This window comes from Rhodococcus sp. YH3-3, assembly GCF_001653035.1.
Taxonomy (GTDB): Bacteria; Actinomycetota; Actinomycetes; order Mycobacteriales; family Mycobacteriaceae; genus Rhodococcus_F; species Rhodococcus_F qingshengii.
In genome coordinates, this window is the sequence record NZ_BCWH01000004.1 from 187,899 (window position 1) to 205,686 (window position 17,788).

Genomic DNA, 17,788 nt, shown 5'->3' on the forward strand with positions numbered 1-17,788 from the left:
GGTTGTTTTATTGAGGTTAGTGTCCAGCATCACATTCGTCAAGCGTTGAGACACATCCGTCCCGACATGACGAAGGGGCTACATCCATCACGGAAGCAGCCCCTTCGTCATGTGCCCGTACATCTCAACTGTCTTGCGCCACATCCCTGTTGAAGACCGGCGTGCGTTTCTCCACGAACGCGTCGACCGCCTCGTGCAGATCGTCCGTGTGGTGCAGAGCCGACGTCGTCCAGAAGCTCGTGGCCATCGAGGACGTCAAATCTGCTTGCCAGGACGCACGCAGCGCCTGCTTGGTCGCGTCGAGGGCGCGCCACGGTTTACCGGCTACCTGCGCGGCGACGCGGATCGCCACCGGGATGAGGTCCTCGTGCGGAACGACGCGTCCGACCAGGCCGATCTCCAGGGCGCGAGCAGCGTCCACGACCTCACCGGTGAGAGCCAGCTCGGCTGCCATGCCCGAACCGACGAGCTTGGGCAGGAACCACGAGCCACCGTTGCCCGGAGCGAGACCCATGTTGATGTAGGTCTCCCCCAGCTTGGCACGCTCCGATGCCACCCGGATGTCGCAGGCCAGCGCGAAGTCGAGGCCACCCGCCGTCGCTCCACCATTGATGGCCGCGATGAAGATGAGCCGCGATGTCGTCAGACGCTGTGTGATCGGGTGCAGGACCCGGGCGTTGTACGGCTCACGTGTGATGGGGAGTTCATGGCGGAGATAGTCGCGCATGGCGATCAGGTCGGCGCCGGCCGAGAACTGCTTGCCGGCCCCTGTCAGAACGACGGCTCGGACCGAGCGATCCGGTTCGAGCGTCTCGAGGACAGTCAGCAGATCTCGGGCCAACTCGGGCACGACGCCGTTGCCGCGATCCGGACGGTTCAGCGTCAGGACGACAACGCCGTCGGCGACTCGCTCGTAGTAGCAGGTCTCGAGCTCGGTACGCGCGGCGTCAGCGCTCATGCCGGCGCCGTGACGAACCACGCCGCCGGATGCTGCGCGATCTCGTCGGAGTCGGCCGACTTGAACACGACCCGATCATCGCATCTGTAGTGATCCCACGTCCCGTCCTCGTTCGGCCAGAGTCTGCCGAGCATCTGCGGCCCGGAGTCGAGCTTGACGATCCCGATGGCGTAGGGCCCGTCGGCCCCGAAATCGGTGGGAGCTCCCAGCCTTTGGATCGTGAAGCTGTGCAGGATGCCCTCGCCCGTGTCGTTCGCCCAATCGAGATTGGAGGAGAAGCAAGTGGTGCACCGGTACCGCGGGTACATGATCTTGTGTCCGCAGTCACCGCATTGCTGCACAGTCAGGCGACCGTCGGCGAGACTCGCGTAGTAGTCGACGGTCAGGTCGTGCATGATCGGTTCGTTGGTCATCGGGTCACCCTCTCGAGGAGCATCACTTGGCTGTCCATGTATGTGCCGCCGGTCCCCCCGATCGCCGCGCGCGTGGCGCCTTCGACCTGACGCGGAGCTTCGGCGTGCCAGAGGAGCTGTCGAACTCCTTCGGCGAGAAGCGCTGTTCCGCCGCCGACGCCGGTGTGTCCGGCCGAGAGAAGACCGCCGTTGGTGTTGGTCGGCAACGCACCACCCGGGGAGAACTTTCCTGCGGCGAATTGTCGAGCAGCCTCACCGACGGGGGCGAGGCCGAGCCCTTCCAGCCCCTGTGCCAGCACGGCAGCGTAGGAGTCGTAGACCTGCGCGATGTCGACATCCTCAGGGCCCCACCCGGCCTGCTCGTAGGCCTCGCGGCTGGCGCGTGGCCAGTTCATGACAGCGAGATCCGTTTCCTGTCCGAGGCTGTAGTGCGAGACGGTGCCGCCGGAGCCGGCGATGCGTACCCACGCGTCCTTGGTGCGACGTGCCTCGGTTGCACTGGTCATCACCAACGCCACCGCTCCGTCCGCCAGCATCGGGCACTCCATGGCGTGGATCGGGTCGGCGATCATCTTGGACGAGAGAACCCTCTCGACCGTCAGTTCCTTGTCCTTGAACATTGCGTTCGGATTCAGGCGCGCCCAGTCGCGTAGCGCGACGCAGATCGATGCCATCTCCTCGGGAGTGGACTGGCTGGCGTGCATGTAGCGCTGCGTGATCAACGCGCCGACGGCGTTGAACGTGACACCGGCCGGAACTTCCCATTCGCGCGGGATACCGAATCCGCTGAGCATGTCGACCATGTCGGTGACGGGGGCTGAACCCCAGCGGTCGGCCTGTGCGATGAGGACGTTGCGGGCCTGCCCCGATGCGATGAGACCAGCTGCGACGCGGGTGGCGCTGTCGCTGGTGGACCCTCCCGAGTGGATCATCATGCTGCTCTTGGCTCGTCCGTTGAGGCCGAGCTCTTCGACGAGACGCGAGAAGATCAGGTCGGCTTGGTCGCGGCCGCCGTGCAGGCATGGGATCAGAAGGATCGTGTCGATGTCACGCGGGCCCAATCCAGCGTCGATGATCGCCCGAGCCGACACCTCGACGAGCGCTCCCATGAACGTGCGGTCGGCGAACTTGCCCGTCGGCAGCTCCCCGATGCCGATGAAGGCGGCATCGGCCGCGCTACCGGACTCCGGGTAAGGAAGGTCGTACTCGATGGTTTCTGTCATCACTTACTCTCCAGTGGGATCCGGCGGCGAGCCAGCATGATCCAGTGAAAGGTCATGACAGTCTCTTCCTGCTGATTGAGCACGACGTAGTCGACGTGCAGCGTTCCATTCTTGGGACTTTTGGCGTCCGCTAGTTCGGCGACCGTCGCACGGACGCGAATCGTGTCGCCCGGACGAACCGGTGCGGTTGCCTGCATCGACTGACACTCCACCAGCGCGAGGATCGCATTTCCGTACCAACCCGTCAGCGCGACCTGGCCGACCGCGAACGCGAAAGTCAAGGGCCCGTGCGCAATACGACCGCCGAAGAGCGTGTTCTTCGCGTAGTCCTCGTTCACATGCAGTGGATAGTTGTCACCCGTCAAGCCGGCGAACTGGAGGATGTCGCACATCTCGACCGTCCGACCGGCGGTCTCCACGGTCTCACCCAGCTCGAAATCCTCGAAGGCTCGATCGCCCACTAAGTCCCGCCAACTCACAAGCCCATCTCCCGGGCGATGATGGTGCGTTGAATCTCGTTGGCACCGCCGCCGACCATGCCGTGCTTGGCCTCGCGGAAGTACCGCTCCATGTCGTACTCGGGGAGCTGGGAGTAGCCACCCAGCGCCTGCATGCCGTTGAAGGCGATCTTGTACGCCACGTCGGCCGCGAACACCTTTGCCATCGAAACCTCTTGCACGGCACGTTCGCCGCGCGCCATCTTGGTGGCGGCCTGGTAGACGAGAAGCCGCGCCGCCTGTAGTTCGCACTCGTTTTCGGCCATGCGGTGCTTGAGCACCTGGAACGAGGACAGAGACCGTCCGAACTGTGTGCGCTGCTTGGTGTAGGCGATCGTGTCGTCGAGGGCCGTGCGTGCATTGCCGACGTAGGACGCAGCAAGGCCGAGGCGCTCGTACTCGAGGTGCCCGTTGATGAACTCCCAGCCCTGCCCGGGCTCGCCGAGGATGTTCTCCTTCGGCACTCGGACGTCTGTCATGAAGTACTCGGTGGTGCCCAGACTGCGTCGTACGATCGTGGGCATCTTCTGGATATCCAGGCCGGGGGTGTCGTTGGGCACCAGGATCAGACTCATGCCCTTATGGCGGTCCTCGCTCGTGCGCGCCAGGACAGTGATGACGGCACCGGGCAGGTGCGCGCCCGAACACCAGATCTTGTTGCCGTTCAGCACCCACTCGTCACCGTCGAGGACAGCCTTGGTCTTGACGGCCGCCGCGTCGGAACCCGCTTCCGGTTCGCTGATCGAGACGCTGAACTTGCGCTCCCCGGCGAGGTAGGGGGGCAGGTGCTCCGCCTTTTGTGCATCGGAGCCGTGACGGACGATGTTGGTGGCGGTGAACATCGAGGTCATGACACACGCAGCCGTGTCGAGGCTGTACTTGGCCATTGCCTCGCAGAAGATCGCGTAGAACACCGGGTCCGCCGAAAGGCCCCCGAGTTCTTCGGGGACAAGGAGACCCAACCACCCCTGATCCGCGATCTTCTTGTATGCCTCATCCGGGAACTGACGGTTCTCGTCGTGTTCGCGGGTGTACTCGCGGCCCACCTCCTTCTCCATGAAGGAGTGAAGCATCTCTTTCCATGCCCGCTGCTCGTCGGTATGACGAAAATCCATTGCGACCCACATCCCATCTACGAACGATCGTTTGTTTCATCACTGTAGACGGCGCTGTCGCAAACGGCTAGAGCCGCTCTAGACAATCGTTTGTTTGCATGCCACGATCCTGGGTGTCGGCGGTCACGTCGGCACGGTCAGCGCCACGACCACGTGGCGGAGCACCGATTTGTCAACCGAGAGGAACCACCATGGCGCGCCGCATCGCACCGCTGTTCGCGGAATACAAGGACCGGTACGAAAACGTCCGCCTCGAGCGATCCGACGCCGGAGTCCTCGAGGTAACCCTGCACACCGACGGTAGTCCGCTCATCTGGACCACCACCGCGCACGACGAGCTGGCGTATGCGTTCGAGCAGATCTCGTGCGACCCTGACAATGCCGTCGTCATCCTCACAGGGACCGGCGACGCATTCTGCCCGGACATCGACTTCTCGACCTTCAACCTCGGCACACCACACGACTGGGCCGAAATCATTTTCGAGGGTCAGCGCCTGCTCAACAACCTGCTGGCGATCCAGGTACCGGTCATCTCGGCCATCAACGGTCCGGCACTGGTGCACCCCGAGATTGCCATCATCAACGACATCATCATCGCCTCGGACACGGTGAAATTCTCGGATTCCCCTCACTTCGCCTCCGGCATCGTGCCGGGCGACGGGGCACACGTCGCCTGGACCCATGCGCTGGGCGACACGCGCGGGAAGTACTTCCTGCTGACAGGTCAGGAACTGAACGCTCAGCAAGCCCTGGACTACGGCGTTGTCAACGAGGTACTTCCCCTGGATCAGGTGCTCCCCCGTGCCCGGGAGCTGGCCGCTGGCATCGCAGCGAAGCCGATGATGGCGCGGCGCTACGCACGCACGGTTCTCACGCGGCCGCTCAAGAAGCTGATGCACGACAACCTCGGCTACGGCCTCACACACGAAGCGCTGGCAGCACTCGATCTTTGAGCCCCATCCAATCCGCCACCGGTGGCCGCCCGAACTCGCGCGGGCGGCCACCGGTGGCCAACGAGGTAGAACGGACCACTTCATGACCCGCCCCAACGCCAACATCGCCGTAACCCTCTGGGAGACAGCGGACCTCGTACCTGACCGCGTCGCCGTGCGCGACCTCACAGCAGGACGCGAGATGACATACGCCGAACTGCGAGACGCGGCCGGACGCCTCGCGGCCGGACTGACGGCGGAGGGGGTGCGCCCGGGGGACCGCGTTGCTCTACTTCTGCACAACTCCTGCGACTACATGATCGCCTTCATGGGCGCCCTGACCGCCGGTGCCGTCGTGGTACCCCTCAACACCCGGCTCACGATCCGCGACTTCGACTACATGCTGAAGGACGCCGGGGCCACTCTCCTCGTCACCGAGCCCACATTCCTCGAAGCTCTCCGAGCGGACACATCGATTACGCTGCCGCGGGTAGTGGACGTGACCGGTGAAACCGACGGCGTCCCGACGCTCGAGAGCATTTCTCGCGAGTCGTTCATTGCGCCGCACGTGCAGGATGCGAGTGACCTGTGCTCGCTCATGTACACCAGCGGCACTACCGGCGCACCGAAAGCGGTCATGCTCAGTCACGGGGCATGGAACAGCGTCAGCGACACCTGCGTCGAACTGCTCGACTTCGAAGATGGAATTTCGGTGATGCATCCGGCTCCCCTCACTCATGGTGCTGGGTTCCTCCTCCTTCCCACGCTACGACACGCCGGCGTCAATCTACTGGTTCGAAACTTCAATGCCGATCAGACTGCAGCGCTCATTCGCGACGGAGACGCTGAGGGAATGTTCCTGGTTCCGTCGATGATTCGAATGCTGCTCGACGCACTGCCTGCCGATTGGGCCCCAGCCGAGAAATTCCGATGGATCTACTACGCCGGGTCCCCCATCGACGTTCCGACGTTCCACGAAGCAACTGATCGCTTCGACGCGCGACTGGTGCAGTCATTCGCGCAGATGGAGGCGCCTATGTTCCTGACTTCCCTCGGCGCCGACGACCACCGCCGTGCGGACACGGACGAGCACGTGCTCGCGAAGTCGGCTGGTCGGCTCATCCCGGGCCGCGAAATCCGGGTGGTGAACCCCGAAGGCAAGAACGTGCCTGTTGGTGAGGTCGGCGAAATCTGGGGCAAAGCACCCCAGGTGATGCTCGGATACTGGAACCGGCCCGAGGAAACCGCCAAGACGCTCGATCAGGGCTGGCTGCATACTGGTGACATGGGCCGTCTCGACGCTGACGGTTACCTCTTTCTCGTCGATCGAGTCAAGGACATGATCGTCACCGGCGGGTCGAACGTCTACGCCCGTGAGGTCGAAGAAGTACTCGTCGATGCGCCCGGAGTGGCGCGAGCAGCCGTCATCGGCCTGCCGCACCGCATCTGGGGTGAAGAGGTGACCGCGGTCCTCGTGGCCGCAGACGGAGTCGATCCATCGGCCGAAGCGGTGCAAACATTCTGTCGTACTCGACTCGCCGGATACAAAATGCCGAAACGAGTCATCTGGGTCGATGACCTACCGACCAATGCCTACGGCAAGGTACTGAAGCGACAGCTGCGCAGCGAACTACAGGAGACAGTCGCATGAGTAGCTCACTGTTCGTGCACAGCAGCCCGGTCTCCCGCGCGGCCGAGAACGAATTCGACCGCTGGTACGACACAGTGCACATTCCTCAGGTGGTCGCCCGAGTCGCGGGCGTAGTACGTGGCACGCGTTACATCGAGCTCGCAACGTCCGGTGAACCCCTTACGGCAGAGGCTGCCCGGCGTCGTCTGACCATCTACGAGTTGGACAACGATGACGTCGTCGCAACGATGACTTCGCTCGGACAAGCGATGAGCGACGGGAGCCTGGAGTCCTCACCGCTCGTCGATCGAAAGGTCAACCCGCCGCAGATCAGTGCCTGGCACGTCGGGTGACCTTCGTTTTGCAATCTGCGCCGAACTGCCCTGAGCGAGAAGAGGAATGACCGGAGGCCACAGGGCACTCGAGACGCTGATCGATGTAGCCCCTGCTCAACGAACGCCCGCGCGGCACCCCGTGCCGGGCGACCACACCCGCAAGGACAATGTTGCGTGATGAATCGAAGTCCATGGCACTCAGGGGTGCGCCTGCCCCTGCGTTCACGTGGTCGTCGACTACGTGAATGCAGTGAACAGGAAAGATTCGATGAGCGAGGAACTGCTCTACTCCGTCAACAACCACATCGCCCATGTCGTGCTGAACCGGCCGAGCAAACTGAATGCGATCGACACCGCCGTCGACGAACAATTGGCTCGGCGGTGGGACGAAATCGATTCGGACCCCGAGATATGGGTCGCTGTCCTTGCTGGCGCCGGTGATCGTGCGTTCTGCGCTGGCGGGGACATCAGCGCCGGCACCGACGTCGCACCAGCTCGCATCGGGCTCGGAGGCGGGCTCACCGGAATAGGAGGTCCGCTGCGGCAGCTACGCAAACCGCTTGTGGCTCTCGTCCACGGGTACGTCCTCGGGGGCGGGTTCGAACTGGCGATGTGCGCCGACATCATCGTCGCTGCCGACGATGCCAGCTTCGGGTTGCCGGAAGTACGTGCCGGCATCATCGGCGAAGCCGGCCTGGTCCACCGAGCCGTCCGCCAACTCCCACACCGGATTGCGATGGCAATGATCCTGACCGGCGAGCAACTCCCCGCCGACCGCGCACTTCATTTCGGACTCGTCAACGAGGTCGTCCCGCGTCAGGACTTGGCTGAGGCAGGACGCTTGTGGGCCGAACGACTAACTGCCGCCTCGCCTCTCGCTCAACAAGCCGCCAAGCAGGCCGTTCTCTCGCGAGCGAACCATCCCTTGGAGATTGCCCTGTCCACCAAGAACGAGGCCATAGAGGCATATGCACGCACAGAGGATGTGCAAGAAGGGCGGCGGGCATACATGGAAAAGCGCCCACCCAGGTGGACGGGTCACTGACTCTCCGCATACCCACGCCAGAGCATTCGACGTTACGCCGACAAGCCCACGTCCGGTGAACCTCAGCGACGGAGCTGTGCGGCACCACTCGACCATGTAAGAGTTGGACAAAGGCGACATCGCTGCAAAGCGACCCCTTCATACAACATGCAACGGGCTCAACACCCGCGACAAGTGAACCTCACAGCAGCCCGAAGACGCCACCTCACGGAGCACGTGACCACGATCTGGACACGACCGCGATCCAGCGAGATCAGATGACGCCTGCTTTCGGCAGGAACAGTGCAGTTAGTTGGGTCATCTACTGCGGTGACACCAGGGCACCGAAAAGGTTCAGCATCTCGCCCAGGCCATTGTCGAGGCGGCCGAGTAAGTCGTGTCGTTTGTCATCGCTGTTGCGCCAGTCGCGCAATTCGGACACGAATACAGCTTGACAGGTGGCCGCAACGACTGCCGGAATGCGATCGATAGGTTGCGTATCCGTGCGAGCCGCGACGAATGCCGCTACCGGCCGCTTCCACTCTTCCCAGTGAACGTAGGCGCCGGCCTGCAACTCCGCACTGATGTCCAAAAGCCGGAAACGTTCCAACCACACATCACTGTCGTACACCGCAGCGCGTGTCGACTCCACAACAGCTCTACGAACACCACCAAGGACGTCACTCCCCCGAAACGCGGCCAACTCTTGATCAAGGCGCTCGATCGTGGCATCGAAAGACAACCACACCACACCCGGTTTCGACCCGAAATACCGAAAGTACGTTGTTCTGCCGATTCCCGCCGCCGCCGCGATGTCCTCGACACTGACATTCTCATAGCCCCGTTCGAGCATCAATGCAAGCGCGACCTCCTCGACATCAGCTTTGGATGCTGCGCGTGGACGACCTGCCTGTCCTCGATGCGTCGTCATCAGAAGAACGTACGAGTTCACGGACCAAAACGCCCAATCTTCCAAAACCAAGACAATAATGGCACTGAGTACCATAATAAGCAGCAGATCCTCGCCACGAACCACCACCGTTCGTTCTCGGGGGCTCGGAAAACGCCAATCACTGCGAGAGAGAGTCAGAAAATGGGAAAACTCGACGGCAGAGTTGCCATCATCACCGGAGCCGCCCAGGGCATGGGGGCCGCACACGTACGCCGCTTCGTTGCAGAAGGCGCCCGAGTGGTATTCACCGACGTCAACGTGGAAGGCGGCCGTACACTGGCCAGCGAGGTTGGCGATCATTGCCATTTCATCGAACACGACGTCACATCACTCGATCAGTGGCACGATGTGGTCGCCCAAACCGAGGCAAAATATGGTCCGGTCAACATATTGGTCAACAATGCAGGCATCCTCGGTCCGATCGAGGACGTCGTCGAGATCGACCCAGAAGCGTATTTGCAGGTTGTCGCAGTGAATCAACATTCGCAAGTCTGGGGCATGAAAACCGTCATTCCCTCGATGAGGAAGGCCGGCGGAGGATCAATTGTCAACATTTCCTCCACTGCGGGCATGGTAGCGATCGTCGGTGCGCCCAATGTCGCTTATGTCGGCAGTAAGTTCGCCTCTCGCGGCATGACCAAGCAGGTAGCAGTCCAGTTCGGGCCCGAGCAAATTCGGGTCAACTCGGTGCACCCCGGATATATAAAGACCCCGATGATGGCAGCGGCCACCGACGCCGACGGTGGTGGCATCGCGTCGACCGTTCCGATCCGACGCATGGCCGAACCCGACGAAGTATCAAGCTTGGTTCTGTTCCTGGCGTCCGATGAATCGTCGTACATCAGCGGAATGGAGCACGTCATCGACGGTGGTCTCACCGCTTCCTGACACTTATGCCGCGAGGGGCGCAAAGTAACCCCGGAACATGAGTCCCGTTCAACATTGAGTGGCTACTTTGCGTATCCATCCGACTGAGGTGGTGACTGATCAACAAGTCGCGGCCTGAGCACAGCATGATGGCGACAAAAACCTCACCCAACATGCTCGGATCTCTGTGAAGACATCACTCTCCGCCACGGCGAGGTGTATGAACGCTTTCGACGCCGGTGGGAAGAAGCCGCGTCCGCGCAGCAGGTCCGTCCCGCCGGCATGGCAGCGGGACGGACCTTCCACTCCCGATATCGGCTGATGGAAAACACTGCGAGACATACCATTACGGAATCGAGGGTCGAGCGCTCCTACCTCCCCCAGGCCTCGTTGACCAGCACCTCGATGACAACCACGGGACCGCCCGCCCGCGGCGCAGCCGACAGATCGTGGACACTGCTCTTGTAGGGGAACAGCCGACTGTCAAGCCCCGGGATTAGTAGAGAGTGGAGTGTGTCAAGGTTCTTGGACAGCGACTCGGTAGTTTCAGGCAGCTGATGCTGCGTTTCGATACTCGGCGAGGGCTTCCGGGGGGGTGCGATAGCCCAGCGTCGAATGCAGACGTTATCGGTTGTAGAACACCTTGATGTACTCGGCGACCGCGAACCGTGCTCGACTCCGGGAGCCGAAGCTCTGCCGGTAGTACACCTCGTTCTTCAGCGTCGCGAAGAACGACTTGGCCGCCGCGTTGCCCAACACACCCCTGTTCGTCCGAGACTGATTCGCACGTCAGTAAACTCGGTGGAATCTGCGAATTCCGTTGATGTGTAATGACTTACACGATCCGAATGGAACACTGCGCCCGTCCTGACGTGCCCACCGGTGACGACCATCTGCAACGCGTCGACGATCAGCGACGTGCGCATGTGCGGCGCGGTCTGCCATCCGACGACCATCCGTGTCGGGAGGTCGACCACCGTCGCCAGATACAACCATCCCTCACTGGTGCGCAGGTAGGTGATGTCACCGACCAGACGCGCGTCCGGCACCTGTGCTGTGAAGTCCCGGTCGATCAGGTCCGGGATAGCCGCCACCTCGCCGGCAATCGTGGTCCGCCTGTACGCACGTGGTTGCACCGCGCACAATCCCAGCTCGCGCATGATGTCCGGCGACGGTACCGACGCTGACCTCGATACCGTCCCGATTCAACTCGGCGGCCACGCGCCGGCACCCGTACGTCTGCCTCGACGTGTCGAACACCCGCCTGACCTGCTCGCGCAACCCTCGCCTGCGGGAGGTGGTCGGCGTCTCGACCCGGACACGCCAGGCATAGAACGTCGACCGCGGCACATCCAGCAACGTGCCCATCCAGCCGATCGGGTAGTTGGCCTTCTCCGCTTCGATCAACGCGCATGCCGGGACGACCGCAGGTTCGCAGGCTGCTGCGCACCGAAAATCTTGGCCTGCTCACGCTTGAATGGAGACGGATCGACCACGACGACGTGGCGTGCGCCCGCCAGCGCCGCGCCCTGTACCGCGCCGCAACCGACACCGCCCATACCAAGGATCACGACGGTCTCGCCTGCGGAAACTGCAGCCGCGTAGACCGCCGATCCCCAGCCTGTGGTGACACCGCAGCCGACGAGCGCGGCCTTGTCGAGGGGGATGTCGTTGGTGATCTTGACGCACGAAGCTTCGTTGACGACAGTCTGAGGTGCGAACGTACCGAGCAGGCACTGGATGCCCGCGTCCTGGCCACGGACGTGGTGACGCGCGGTGCCGTCGCTTACCTGGTAGCCCTCGAGTAGGTGCGCACCGAGGTCGCAGATGCTCGACTGGCCGTTGGCGCAGGCTCGGCAGCGGCCACACGCTGGGATGAACCCGAGTGCGACGTGATCGCCGACCTCGACGGAAGTGACTCCGGGCCCGATCTCGGTGACGATGCCCGCGCCTTCATGGCCGCCGATGAACGGCAGCAATCCGACGGGCACGCTGCCGTCACGTACGTGTTCATCGGAGTGGCACAACCCCGACGCCGCCAACTCGACCTTCACTTCGCCGTACTTCGGAGCGTCCAGAACAAGGTCCTCGATTTTCCAGTCCAGACCGGCTTCCCATAAAACTGCTGCCTGCAACGTCACTGTGTCCTTCTTCCCTGTACGCGGGGCTGTGTCCTACGTCATAGGATGCTCCAGGCCGGGCCCTATGACTTGTCCGTGAACGCACGAAACTTGTTTGTATGCGCACATCAATGCCTGTGGCTACTGAGCCGCTGCGGCCGATCAGACTTATTCTCCGGAACGATGGAGCACAAGCATCGGGCGATCACCAAGGAACGCCCCTCGTCGCTACGGATGGCGGTGTTCCTCGCCGCGAACTCGGCACGCAAATCCGATCCGCAACTGGCCCGCTTCTATTACCGGCTCATGGTCGAGCAGTGTCAGCACCACAACAAGGCCGTATGCACGGCGGCCCGAAAACTCCCCGAACGCATCCGGATCGTCGTCGACCGCGGCCAGCCCTATCAGTACCGCGACGACGACGGCATGATCATCGACATGGCATTGTCAAGTTGTTTGCAGTACCACAGGTTTCAGGTTCAGACGACCATCACACAGAGCAGCCGGTCAGGCAACGAGGGTCTGTTCGGCGACCCGATCCCACACCTGAAATCGGGCGGACAGGTCGGTGCGGTGATCGGCGGCGGCCATACGGTCCGCGGCGGACGGAAGTGCAGCGAGATGCGACTAAAAACGGACAGGAATCGTTGCGCTGCAACGACAGAGCGGAACCCTTTCATCGCCCGTTCGCGTCGCCGGGTCGGTTGATGCGAGTTCTCGCAGCGATTGTTCAAGTATTTGTTCTGCCGGTGCTCGACCGTCGACATAGTGGCCTGGTGCGCGACCTGGTAGCTGCGGAGTTTGTCGGTGACCAGCAAGCGCTCCTATTTCTCGCTGTCCCGGGCGTCTGATCCTCTACGGCACCTAGCAATGAAAACGCTCTCTCGAATCGTTCTGCGGTCCTGCACCGTGCGGATGCGCAAGGTGAGGACACACAGTGGCGGGTACGCCCAAAGGGCAATCAACGTGGACGGTGGACAACTTCCCGCTCATTGCGGATCACGACTCTTTCCGTCCCGGCGGCACTGTCACGTTGTTGAAGGCGGCAAAGCACTATCTGTGGCGCGCGGTCGGCCAGGACGGCAACGCTGTCGGCGTGCTGGTCCAATCTCGCCGAAAATGCGAAGACAGCCAAACGATTCGGTCCGACGACCTACGTGGAACATCCCTTCATTTTGTGGGCGCGGTATCGACTCATACTGCACGTGCGATCTGGCGGTTGAGCCAGTCGGAGATCCACTGGATCGCGTTGCGGCCGGCGTCGTCGACGATGAGCGTGTTGTAGTTCTGGTGGGCGCCGGATGCGAAGAAGGACGCTGCGTCGAGCCCTCCCCTATGAGACTCTCCCCTCCCAGGTTCGCGATCTCGTTCCTACCGACGACGAGATCGCGGCAGCTGTGGAAGCCACCGTCTCCGAACTCGACTCCCATCTGCCTGTCAAACCTGACAACCCCGACTGAGCGCCTACGTCTCCGACCTGGCCGGCGAATCCACGGGCCGATCGATTTCGGTGTCCGATCCGAGGGTCCGAGAACGGAATTCCCAGTCCTGTTCGGCGCACCGAGAGCCAGGACGGTTCTATGTCCAGTCGATGTGGACGGATTCGATGGATTCGAAGTGAAAGCCGAACTCGTCACCGTACTGGTCGAATCCCTTGTTCTCGGGGTAGTCCATCGTGGCGTGACGTTCGAGGATGGCAACCACTCGGGCATGATCGTCGTTGGCCAAAGCCATGGCGAGTTCTCGTGTTTCGTCGAGACTGAAGGGGCTGTCGGAGTTCGCGAAGTCGAGGGTACGCACTCGATAGTCGTAGCCTTCTTCGGAACCGTTGCGGACGGACACTCCCCCGCGGACTCGGATGGTGGCCTTTTTGGGTTGTCCGTCGGGTCGTAGGACGCCGGCGCGGTCCATGATGTCGCGTGCTTTGACGTTTTTGAGTTTCTTTTTCGCGTCAGCGCGCAGTTCGTTGGTTTCCCCGGAGCGGTAGCGAGAGACCGCTGATCGTGAACGGCCGATTTTCTTTGCGACAGCGTCGATTCCGCCGAGGCGTTCGATGGCGGCTCGCCGTTGTGCGCGTTCGGTGACGTCGGGGTGTGGGATTCGTCCTTGCTGCGCCCAGCGGCGCAGTGTTCGGTCCGAGGGGGGCTTTCTTCCGGCGTCGATAGCTGCTTGCCGTAGGCCTTCTTTGCCGATTTCGGTACGGAGCTGGCGTACGGAGACTTTGCTGGTGAGTCCGGCCAATCCCCCGCTTTTGACTGATTTCGATTTTTCGATACCGCTGGTCGCTGCTGTCGAGACAGATACGTTGAGTCCGTCCAAGCCGACGGTCTTCTGTGCGGGTTTGGTTGATCGCGGTTTCGGAAGATGCAGGGCCACTATATGTTTCCTTCATCTTCGTCGGTGAACGCAGCTTTGAGTGCGAGGTTGATCTCGTGGGTGTCGCGTGCGTCGGTCAGCATCACAGTGATGTCCTCGGTGAGCGGGGCACTCTTTTCCAGAGTCATTTTCCCGAGTGCGTCACTCTTGTCTGCGATATCGATGCCCGGGGGCAGGGGGTAGACCCAGGAGTCGGTGACGGTGCGCAGTGGCCATCGGCCGGTTTCGCGCGCGATGCGCATCGCGACGCGGCGGCCTCGCCAGCGGCAGTGCGCGATGATCGCTGCTCGCCAGAGCGGTTGGTGGTGGTGTTGCATTTGTTTGGCGGTCCACATGTCGGGGTTGACCATTCGGCCGATGTAGCCCTTGTAGCAGGAGCCGATGAACCGTTTCATTGCTGTGTCGCCGGTGTCGACGGCAACTTTGCGGGCTTCTCTCAAGATTTTCGCCCACTTGTCGAGGGCCCGACCTTGTTCGGGGTAGACCCATGCTTCGGTGATGTCGAGGTCGTCGAGTTCTGCGCCGATTCCGCCATCGGCGATGGAGGTTTGCAGTGCGTCGAGGCTGACGGTGGTGATCCAGGTCTGCACAGGTTGGTCGGCGAGCATGTGTGGGTGAGGCAACGGCAGAGCGGGTGGGAGCGCCAGCATGTCACCCGGTGGGAGGGTTACACGCCAGAGTCCGAACGGGGTTTTCGATTGCCGCGCAGCGTCGAGCGCGTTCTCGCCGCGAAGATGTCGAGGTTTTCCGTAGCCGAATTCGAGCATGCCAGCGGAAGCGAGGTACGCAGCTCGTTGGTCTATCGATACCAGTTGCGTTGCGTCGGAAAGTTCTTCGAGGTCCGGGATGCGGGTCCATCCGACTGCAGGTTCGAGATCTCCGCGGGGTTCGCCGTCCAGCGGTGGGACCGGTCCACCGACAGTGACGACGATTCCTTTACCGCTGCGGGTGCGGTCGCGTTTGATCTTGTCGACGATGGCGGCGCCGGTGCGTGCTGGGGTGGGGCCGGGTAGCACGCCGAGGTGTTGTGCGCACCAGGCGAGTCGGCGTCCCAGTTCCTGCGCAGCGGGGAGGTCGTCGTCGGGGAGGTAGGTTCCGGCGGCCGGTGATCCGAGGATCCCCATGTCCCCCACGCGATTGCCCCATCCGAAGTCTTTGTTCCAGTAGGTCCACACGTAGGGTTCGATGAAAATGTCGACCATGGATGTGAAGTTCCCGGTGGTGCGGGAGAGGTGAACGACGTGGCCGGGTTCTCCGCGCAGTTCCCATCCTGCGGTCAGCATCGGGGTCAGCGTGGCGTGGAGGATCGCGGTGAGTTCTTCGGCAGCGCGGGTGCGGAGGATTTCCATGTCGTCGACATCGTCTTCGCTGCCTGGGTCGATGATCCATCCGAGCATTTCGCAGGCTTCGATTCCGACTATCCAGATCTGTGCCGGTGCGCCCAGCGGGGTGAGCGTTGCCCATCTGATGAGTTTGTCGAGTTTTTCGATGGAATCGACTGGGCCGGTGAGTGTGTGGCCAGACGGTGTGTAGGTGCCGGCTGCTGTGACAATGACAGCGTGGCCGTCTGCTGCCTCGCCGGCGGGAGGAAGGGCGGCCGGTTCGGTTGCGCCCCGTTCGGACGCCGGGGGAGGTTCCGGCCCCACGTCAGCAATGGGCTTATCTTGGGGCACAACTGGTTCGGTGTCCGAGACCGATGACACGGGCGACGTCGAGCCGGCACCGTGACGATCGGCATCGGTGCTTTCACCGGTTTCTGGCTCGACGTCTGACTCTGTGTCGGCGCGATCTGCCGCATTCGGTGATGCGCCATCCGCGTCAGCATCGCATTCCGGTGCCGCGGCGTCGTCGAGATCGAATAGCGCTGGTTCAGAATCGACCTCAGGACCATCCCCCTGAACTTCGGGCACCGGAGGAGGATCGAGGTCGAACAGGGGAATCTGCTCCCACTTCTTCACCACCATCTCTCCCCCATCGTCGCTCCTGATGTCCTCATGACTCGAGATCAAATGCTGATCGCAACGCCCTGCTCAACAACACTTCCTGAGCCGGCAAGAGAAAACCTCGATTCACCCCGAGAGCCGACACGGGGATGGTCGTCACCCCGTCGCAGTCGACAACCGATCCGTCCTCGACGCCGTTGCCTTCACCTAAACTCAGTTCGGTCGACAACCCCCGCCCCTTCGAACGAATGGGGGCAACAGTGACCGTCCCCAGGTGGGGCCGAACCAATTCCCTCGTCAGGACCAACACCGGACAAAGATCTCCGAGTTGCGCCTCGTGGATCGGGCGCACTCAGTTCTTCTTCCCGTGCGCGGCAGCGATATTCACATCGCTACCCGCGCCGTCAGACAGGATCTCCACGTCGCGGACCGCCAACTGTCGACGCTGCTCACGCTCCAACGCTCGAAGCACGACTTGAGCACGGCTTTTCGCACGCCCACCGCTGACTTCACTGTCGAGAAACGCCACGATGTCCTCGGGTAGCCGTACCGCGATCTGCGTACTCATAACCATCATGATACCGAATTGGGATGTAAACCGGTACCGGTCCCACATCCATTCATCTCCTTGCAACCACCGCCCCTGACACTCCCGGTGCCGGGGACTGCCGGCCGAACGTCCGTGGATTGTCCGACCGTCAGTGCCCCGATTACTCGGCGCCGTACAACTCGGCGGTGTAATGCCCCTCCCCATTGCATGTGGCTTCTTCCCAATCGACGCCCAACGCGTCGGCCAGGTGGTGTGCATCGGAGAGGAAATCCGCGAACACGGTGGGCAATTCTTCGGTGCCGGTTCCGCAGCGGCGGGCATACGCGATCATTCCGTCTGCTGCCCGCACAGCGCGGACGCCGTTGTCGTGGATCTGCGACTCGGGGTCTTGCTCGTAGCGGAAGTCATCGTGCTTGCTGCCGCCTGCTGTCGATGCCGCGACTGCGTCGAATGTGTCTATTCCTTCCCAGGCGCGTGCACGGTATTCGGGCTTCGTTGTTTCGGACATGTGTTGTGTCCCTTTCCCTTGCGGGTGAACTACACAGCGGGGGTGCTGTGCAGCGCGGCCAACAGGCCGGTCTGGACCTCGAGCGCGGGCGACGGCGCACCATGTGCGAGAACGCTCGCGGACGCGCTGTCGATGACGACGGACATGTGGGCGCGGTGACGCGAGAGCATCACGCAGGCACGGCCCGCATCGAGGTTGAAGGGTTCGGCGGTCCGGTATCCCGCCAATGGGTGCAGCACCACGACGGCAGGACGCTCGAGGCCTTGCAATGAGTTGGCGGTGCCGACCAGTACGCCGGGGTACTGGCTGAGTAGGGCACGGATTGCCGCAGCCTGGGTCACGTGC

General features: G+C 62.4%; 21 protein-coding genes and 3 pseudogenes. 7 read left to right on the forward strand and 17 right to left on the reverse strand.

What is annotated here, in order from left to right; all coding sequences use genetic code 11:
• Window positions 1-124 precede the first annotated feature (124 nt).
• Genes YH3_RS32210 through YH3_RS32230 form a run of 5 tightly spaced genes read right to left on the reverse strand, consistent with a single transcriptional unit; the run spans window position 125 to window position 4,206 of the window.
• Window positions 125-958: an enoyl-CoA hydratase/isomerase family protein gene (locus YH3_RS32210; protein WP_082920749.1), complete on the reverse strand. Its 834-nt coding sequence runs from the start codon at window positions 956-958 to the stop codon at window positions 125-127.
• Window positions 955-1,371 carry a Zn-ribbon domain-containing OB-fold protein gene (locus YH3_RS32215; protein ID WP_193777221.1) on the reverse strand — a complete coding sequence of 139 codons (417 nt, stop codon included), beginning with the start codon at window positions 1,369-1,371 and terminating at the stop codon, window positions 955-957. The genes YH3_RS32210 and YH3_RS32215 overlap by 4 nt, the downstream gene beginning before the upstream one ends.
• A complete protein-coding gene (locus tag YH3_RS32220; protein WP_064444819.1) occupies window positions 1,368-2,594 on the reverse strand; it encodes a thiolase family protein in 1,227 nt (408 codons plus the stop codon). Before YH3_RS32220 ends, YH3_RS32215 begins: the two co-directional genes overlap by 4 nt.
• Complete coding sequence (locus tag YH3_RS32225) at window positions 2,594-3,073, reverse strand: MaoC/PaaZ C-terminal domain-containing protein (RefSeq protein WP_064444820.1); 480 nt, start codon at window positions 3,071-3,073, stop codon at window positions 2,594-2,596. Before YH3_RS32225 ends, YH3_RS32220 begins: the two co-directional genes overlap by 1 nt.
• Window positions 3,070-4,206, reverse strand: coding sequence for an acyl-CoA dehydrogenase family protein (locus YH3_RS32230; RefSeq protein ID WP_064444821.1), 1,137 nt, complete (start codon window positions 4,204-4,206; stop codon window positions 3,070-3,072). Before YH3_RS32230 ends, YH3_RS32225 begins: the two co-directional genes overlap by 4 nt.
• Before the next feature lie 191 nt (window positions 4,207-4,397).
• Between YH3_RS32230 and YH3_RS32235 the strand changes: the two genes are divergently transcribed.
• From YH3_RS32235 to YH3_RS32250, 4 genes are all read left to right on the forward strand, one after another.
• Window positions 4,398-5,159: an enoyl-CoA hydratase/isomerase family protein gene (locus YH3_RS32235; RefSeq protein ID WP_064444822.1), complete on the forward strand. Its 762-nt coding sequence runs from the start codon at window positions 4,398-4,400 to the stop codon at window positions 5,157-5,159.
• 82 nt (window positions 5,160-5,241) lie between these two features.
• Window positions 5,242-6,789, forward strand: coding sequence for a class I adenylate-forming enzyme family protein (locus tag YH3_RS32240; RefSeq protein ID WP_064444823.1), 1,548 nt, complete (start codon window positions 5,242-5,244; stop codon window positions 6,787-6,789).
• Window positions 6,786-7,121 carry a hypothetical protein gene (locus tag YH3_RS32245; protein WP_064444824.1) on the forward strand — a complete coding sequence of 112 codons (336 nt, stop codon included), beginning with the start codon at window positions 6,786-6,788 and terminating at the stop codon, window positions 7,119-7,121. Before YH3_RS32240 ends, YH3_RS32245 begins: the two co-directional genes overlap by 4 nt.
• Window positions 7,122-7,371: 250 nt before the next feature.
• Entirely contained in the window at window positions 7,372-8,148 is a 777-nt protein-coding gene (locus YH3_RS32250) for an enoyl-CoA hydratase-related protein (protein ID WP_064444857.1), read from the forward strand.
• A gap of 301 nt (window positions 8,149-8,449) precedes the next feature.
• On the opposite strand, the gene YH3_RS32255 is transcribed toward YH3_RS32250, so the two are convergent.
• Complete coding sequence (locus YH3_RS32255) at window positions 8,450-9,163, reverse strand: TetR/AcrR family transcriptional regulator (RefSeq protein ID WP_238592753.1); 714 nt, start codon at window positions 9,161-9,163, stop codon at window positions 8,450-8,452.
• Window positions 9,164-9,220: 57 nt separating this feature from the next.
• Here YH3_RS32255 and YH3_RS32260 point away from each other — a divergent pair, with 57 nt between their 5' ends.
• Window positions 9,221-9,967 (forward strand): glucose 1-dehydrogenase, encoded by a 747-nt coding sequence (locus YH3_RS32260; RefSeq protein ID WP_064444825.1) that lies wholly within the window; start codon window positions 9,221-9,223, stop codon window positions 9,965-9,967.
• A 603-nt stretch (window positions 9,968-10,570) separates the two neighbouring features.
• On the opposite strand, the gene YH3_RS37440 is transcribed toward YH3_RS32260, so the two are convergent.
• The 5 genes and pseudogenes from YH3_RS37440 to YH3_RS37450 form a co-directional block, all read right to left on the reverse strand.
• Complete coding sequence (locus YH3_RS37440; RefSeq protein WP_082920734.1) at window positions 10,571-10,705, reverse strand: IS3 family transposase; 135 nt, start codon at window positions 10,703-10,705, stop codon at window positions 10,571-10,573.
• Window positions 10,663-11,106, reverse strand: coding sequence for a DDE-type integrase/transposase/recombinase (locus tag YH3_RS35265; RefSeq protein ID WP_082920735.1), 444 nt, complete (start codon window positions 11,104-11,106; stop codon window positions 10,663-10,665). The genes YH3_RS37440 and YH3_RS35265 overlap by 43 nt, the downstream gene beginning before the upstream one ends.
• A 46-nt stretch (window positions 11,107-11,152) precedes the next feature.
• Window positions 11,153-11,314 (reverse strand): annotated as a pseudogene (locus YH3_RS37445) (IS3 family transposase); the annotation flags it as partial.
• 65 nt (window positions 11,315-11,379) lie between these two features.
• Window positions 11,380-12,087: pseudogene (locus YH3_RS32270) on the reverse strand (alcohol dehydrogenase catalytic domain-containing protein); the annotation flags it as partial.
• A gap of 458 nt (window positions 12,088-12,545) precedes the next feature.
• Window positions 12,546-12,833, reverse strand: coding sequence for a DDE-type integrase/transposase/recombinase (locus YH3_RS37450; protein WP_371595647.1), 288 nt, complete (start codon window positions 12,831-12,833; stop codon window positions 12,546-12,548).
• Between the two features lie 170 nt (window positions 12,834-13,003).
• Between YH3_RS37450 and YH3_RS32280 the strand changes: the two genes are divergently transcribed.
• Window positions 13,004-13,351: a hypothetical protein gene (locus YH3_RS32280; protein WP_154100392.1), complete on the forward strand. Its 348-nt coding sequence runs from the start codon at window positions 13,004-13,006 to the stop codon at window positions 13,349-13,351.
• A 16-nt stretch (window positions 13,352-13,367) separates the two neighbouring features.
• Window positions 13,368-13,526, forward strand: a complete 159-nt coding sequence (locus YH3_RS35760) for a hypothetical protein (protein ID WP_238592754.1) — start codon at window positions 13,368-13,370, stop codon at window positions 13,524-13,526.
• Between the two features lie 118 nt (window positions 13,527-13,644).
• On the opposite strand, the gene YH3_RS32285 is transcribed toward YH3_RS35760, so the two are convergent.
• The 6 genes and pseudogenes from YH3_RS32285 to YH3_RS32310 all read right to left on the reverse strand — a co-directional run.
• The gene (locus tag YH3_RS32285; RefSeq protein ID WP_064444828.1) at window positions 13,645-14,442 is read right to left on the reverse strand and encodes a hypothetical protein; all 798 of its coding nucleotides are present in this window, start codon (window positions 14,440-14,442) and stop codon (window positions 13,645-13,647) included.
• Complete coding sequence (locus YH3_RS32290; protein ID WP_371595646.1) at window positions 14,442-16,403, reverse strand: hypothetical protein; 1,962 nt, start codon at window positions 16,401-16,403, stop codon at window positions 14,442-14,444. Before YH3_RS32290 ends, YH3_RS32285 begins: the two co-directional genes overlap by 1 nt.
• A 31-nt stretch (window positions 16,404-16,434) precedes the next feature.
• Complete coding sequence (locus tag YH3_RS32295; RefSeq protein ID WP_064444829.1) at window positions 16,435-16,737, reverse strand: type II toxin-antitoxin system PemK/MazF family toxin; 303 nt, start codon at window positions 16,735-16,737, stop codon at window positions 16,435-16,437.
• Window positions 16,738-16,953, reverse strand: a complete 216-nt coding sequence (locus YH3_RS32300; protein ID WP_003941254.1) for a hypothetical protein — start codon at window positions 16,951-16,953, stop codon at window positions 16,738-16,740. It abuts the gene before it with no gap.
• Window positions 16,954-17,095: 142 nt separating this feature from the next.
• Window positions 17,096-17,443 carry a hypothetical protein gene (locus YH3_RS36975; protein ID WP_003941264.1) on the reverse strand — a complete coding sequence of 116 codons (348 nt, stop codon included), beginning with the start codon at window positions 17,441-17,443 and terminating at the stop codon, window positions 17,096-17,098.
• 29 nt (window positions 17,444-17,472) lie between these two features.
• A pseudogene (locus YH3_RS32310) lies at window positions 17,473-17,788 on the reverse strand (helicase); the annotation flags it as partial.

Excerpts from the sequence above, each read along its gene's own strand:
- YH3_RS32245 (WP_064444824.1), top strand. The coding sequence starts at position 6,786 with ATGAGTAGCTCACTGTTCGTGCACAGCAGCCCGGTCTCCCGCGCGGCC.
- YH3_RS32235 (WP_064444822.1), top strand. The coding sequence starts at position 4,398 with ATGGCGCGCCGCATCGCACCGCTGTTCGCGGAATACAAGGACCGGTAC.
- YH3_RS32220 (WP_064444819.1), bottom strand. The coding sequence starts at position 2,594 with ATGACAGAAACCATCGAGTACGACCTTCCTTACCCGGAGTCCGGTAGC.
- YH3_RS32215 (WP_193777221.1), bottom strand. The coding sequence starts at position 1,371 with ATGACCAACGAACCGATCATGCACGACCTGACCGTCGACTACTACGCG.
- YH3_RS32210 (WP_082920749.1), bottom strand. The coding sequence starts at position 958 with ATGAGCGCTGACGCCGCGCGTACCGAGCTCGAGACCTGCTACTACGAG.
- YH3_RS37450 (WP_371595647.1), bottom strand. The coding sequence starts at position 12,833 with ATGTCGACGGTCGAGCACCGGCAGAACAAATACTTGAACAATCGCTGC.
- YH3_RS32230 (WP_064444821.1), bottom strand. The coding sequence starts at position 4,206 with ATGGATTTTCGTCATACCGACGAGCAGCGGGCATGGAAAGAGATGCTT.
- YH3_RS32300 (WP_003941254.1), bottom strand. The coding sequence starts at position 16,953 with ATGAGTACGCAGATCGCGGTACGGCTACCCGAGGACATCGTGGCGTTT.
- YH3_RS32240 (WP_064444823.1), top strand. The coding sequence starts at position 5,242 with ATGACCCGCCCCAACGCCAACATCGCCGTAACCCTCTGGGAGACAGCG.
- YH3_RS32260 (WP_064444825.1), top strand. The coding sequence starts at position 9,221 with ATGGGAAAACTCGACGGCAGAGTTGCCATCATCACCGGAGCCGCCCAG.
- YH3_RS35265 (WP_082920735.1), bottom strand. The coding sequence starts at position 11,106 with ATGCGCGAGCTGGGATTGTGCGCGGTGCAACCACGTGCGTACAGGCGG.
- YH3_RS36975 (WP_003941264.1), bottom strand. The coding sequence starts at position 17,443 with ATGTCCGAAACAACGAAGCCCGAATACCGTGCACGCGCCTGGGAAGGA.
- YH3_RS35760 (WP_238592754.1), top strand. The coding sequence starts at position 13,368 with ATGCGAAGAAGGACGCTGCGTCGAGCCCTCCCCTATGAGACTCTCCCC.
- YH3_RS32250 (WP_064444857.1), top strand. The coding sequence starts at position 7,372 with ATGAGCGAGGAACTGCTCTACTCCGTCAACAACCACATCGCCCATGTC.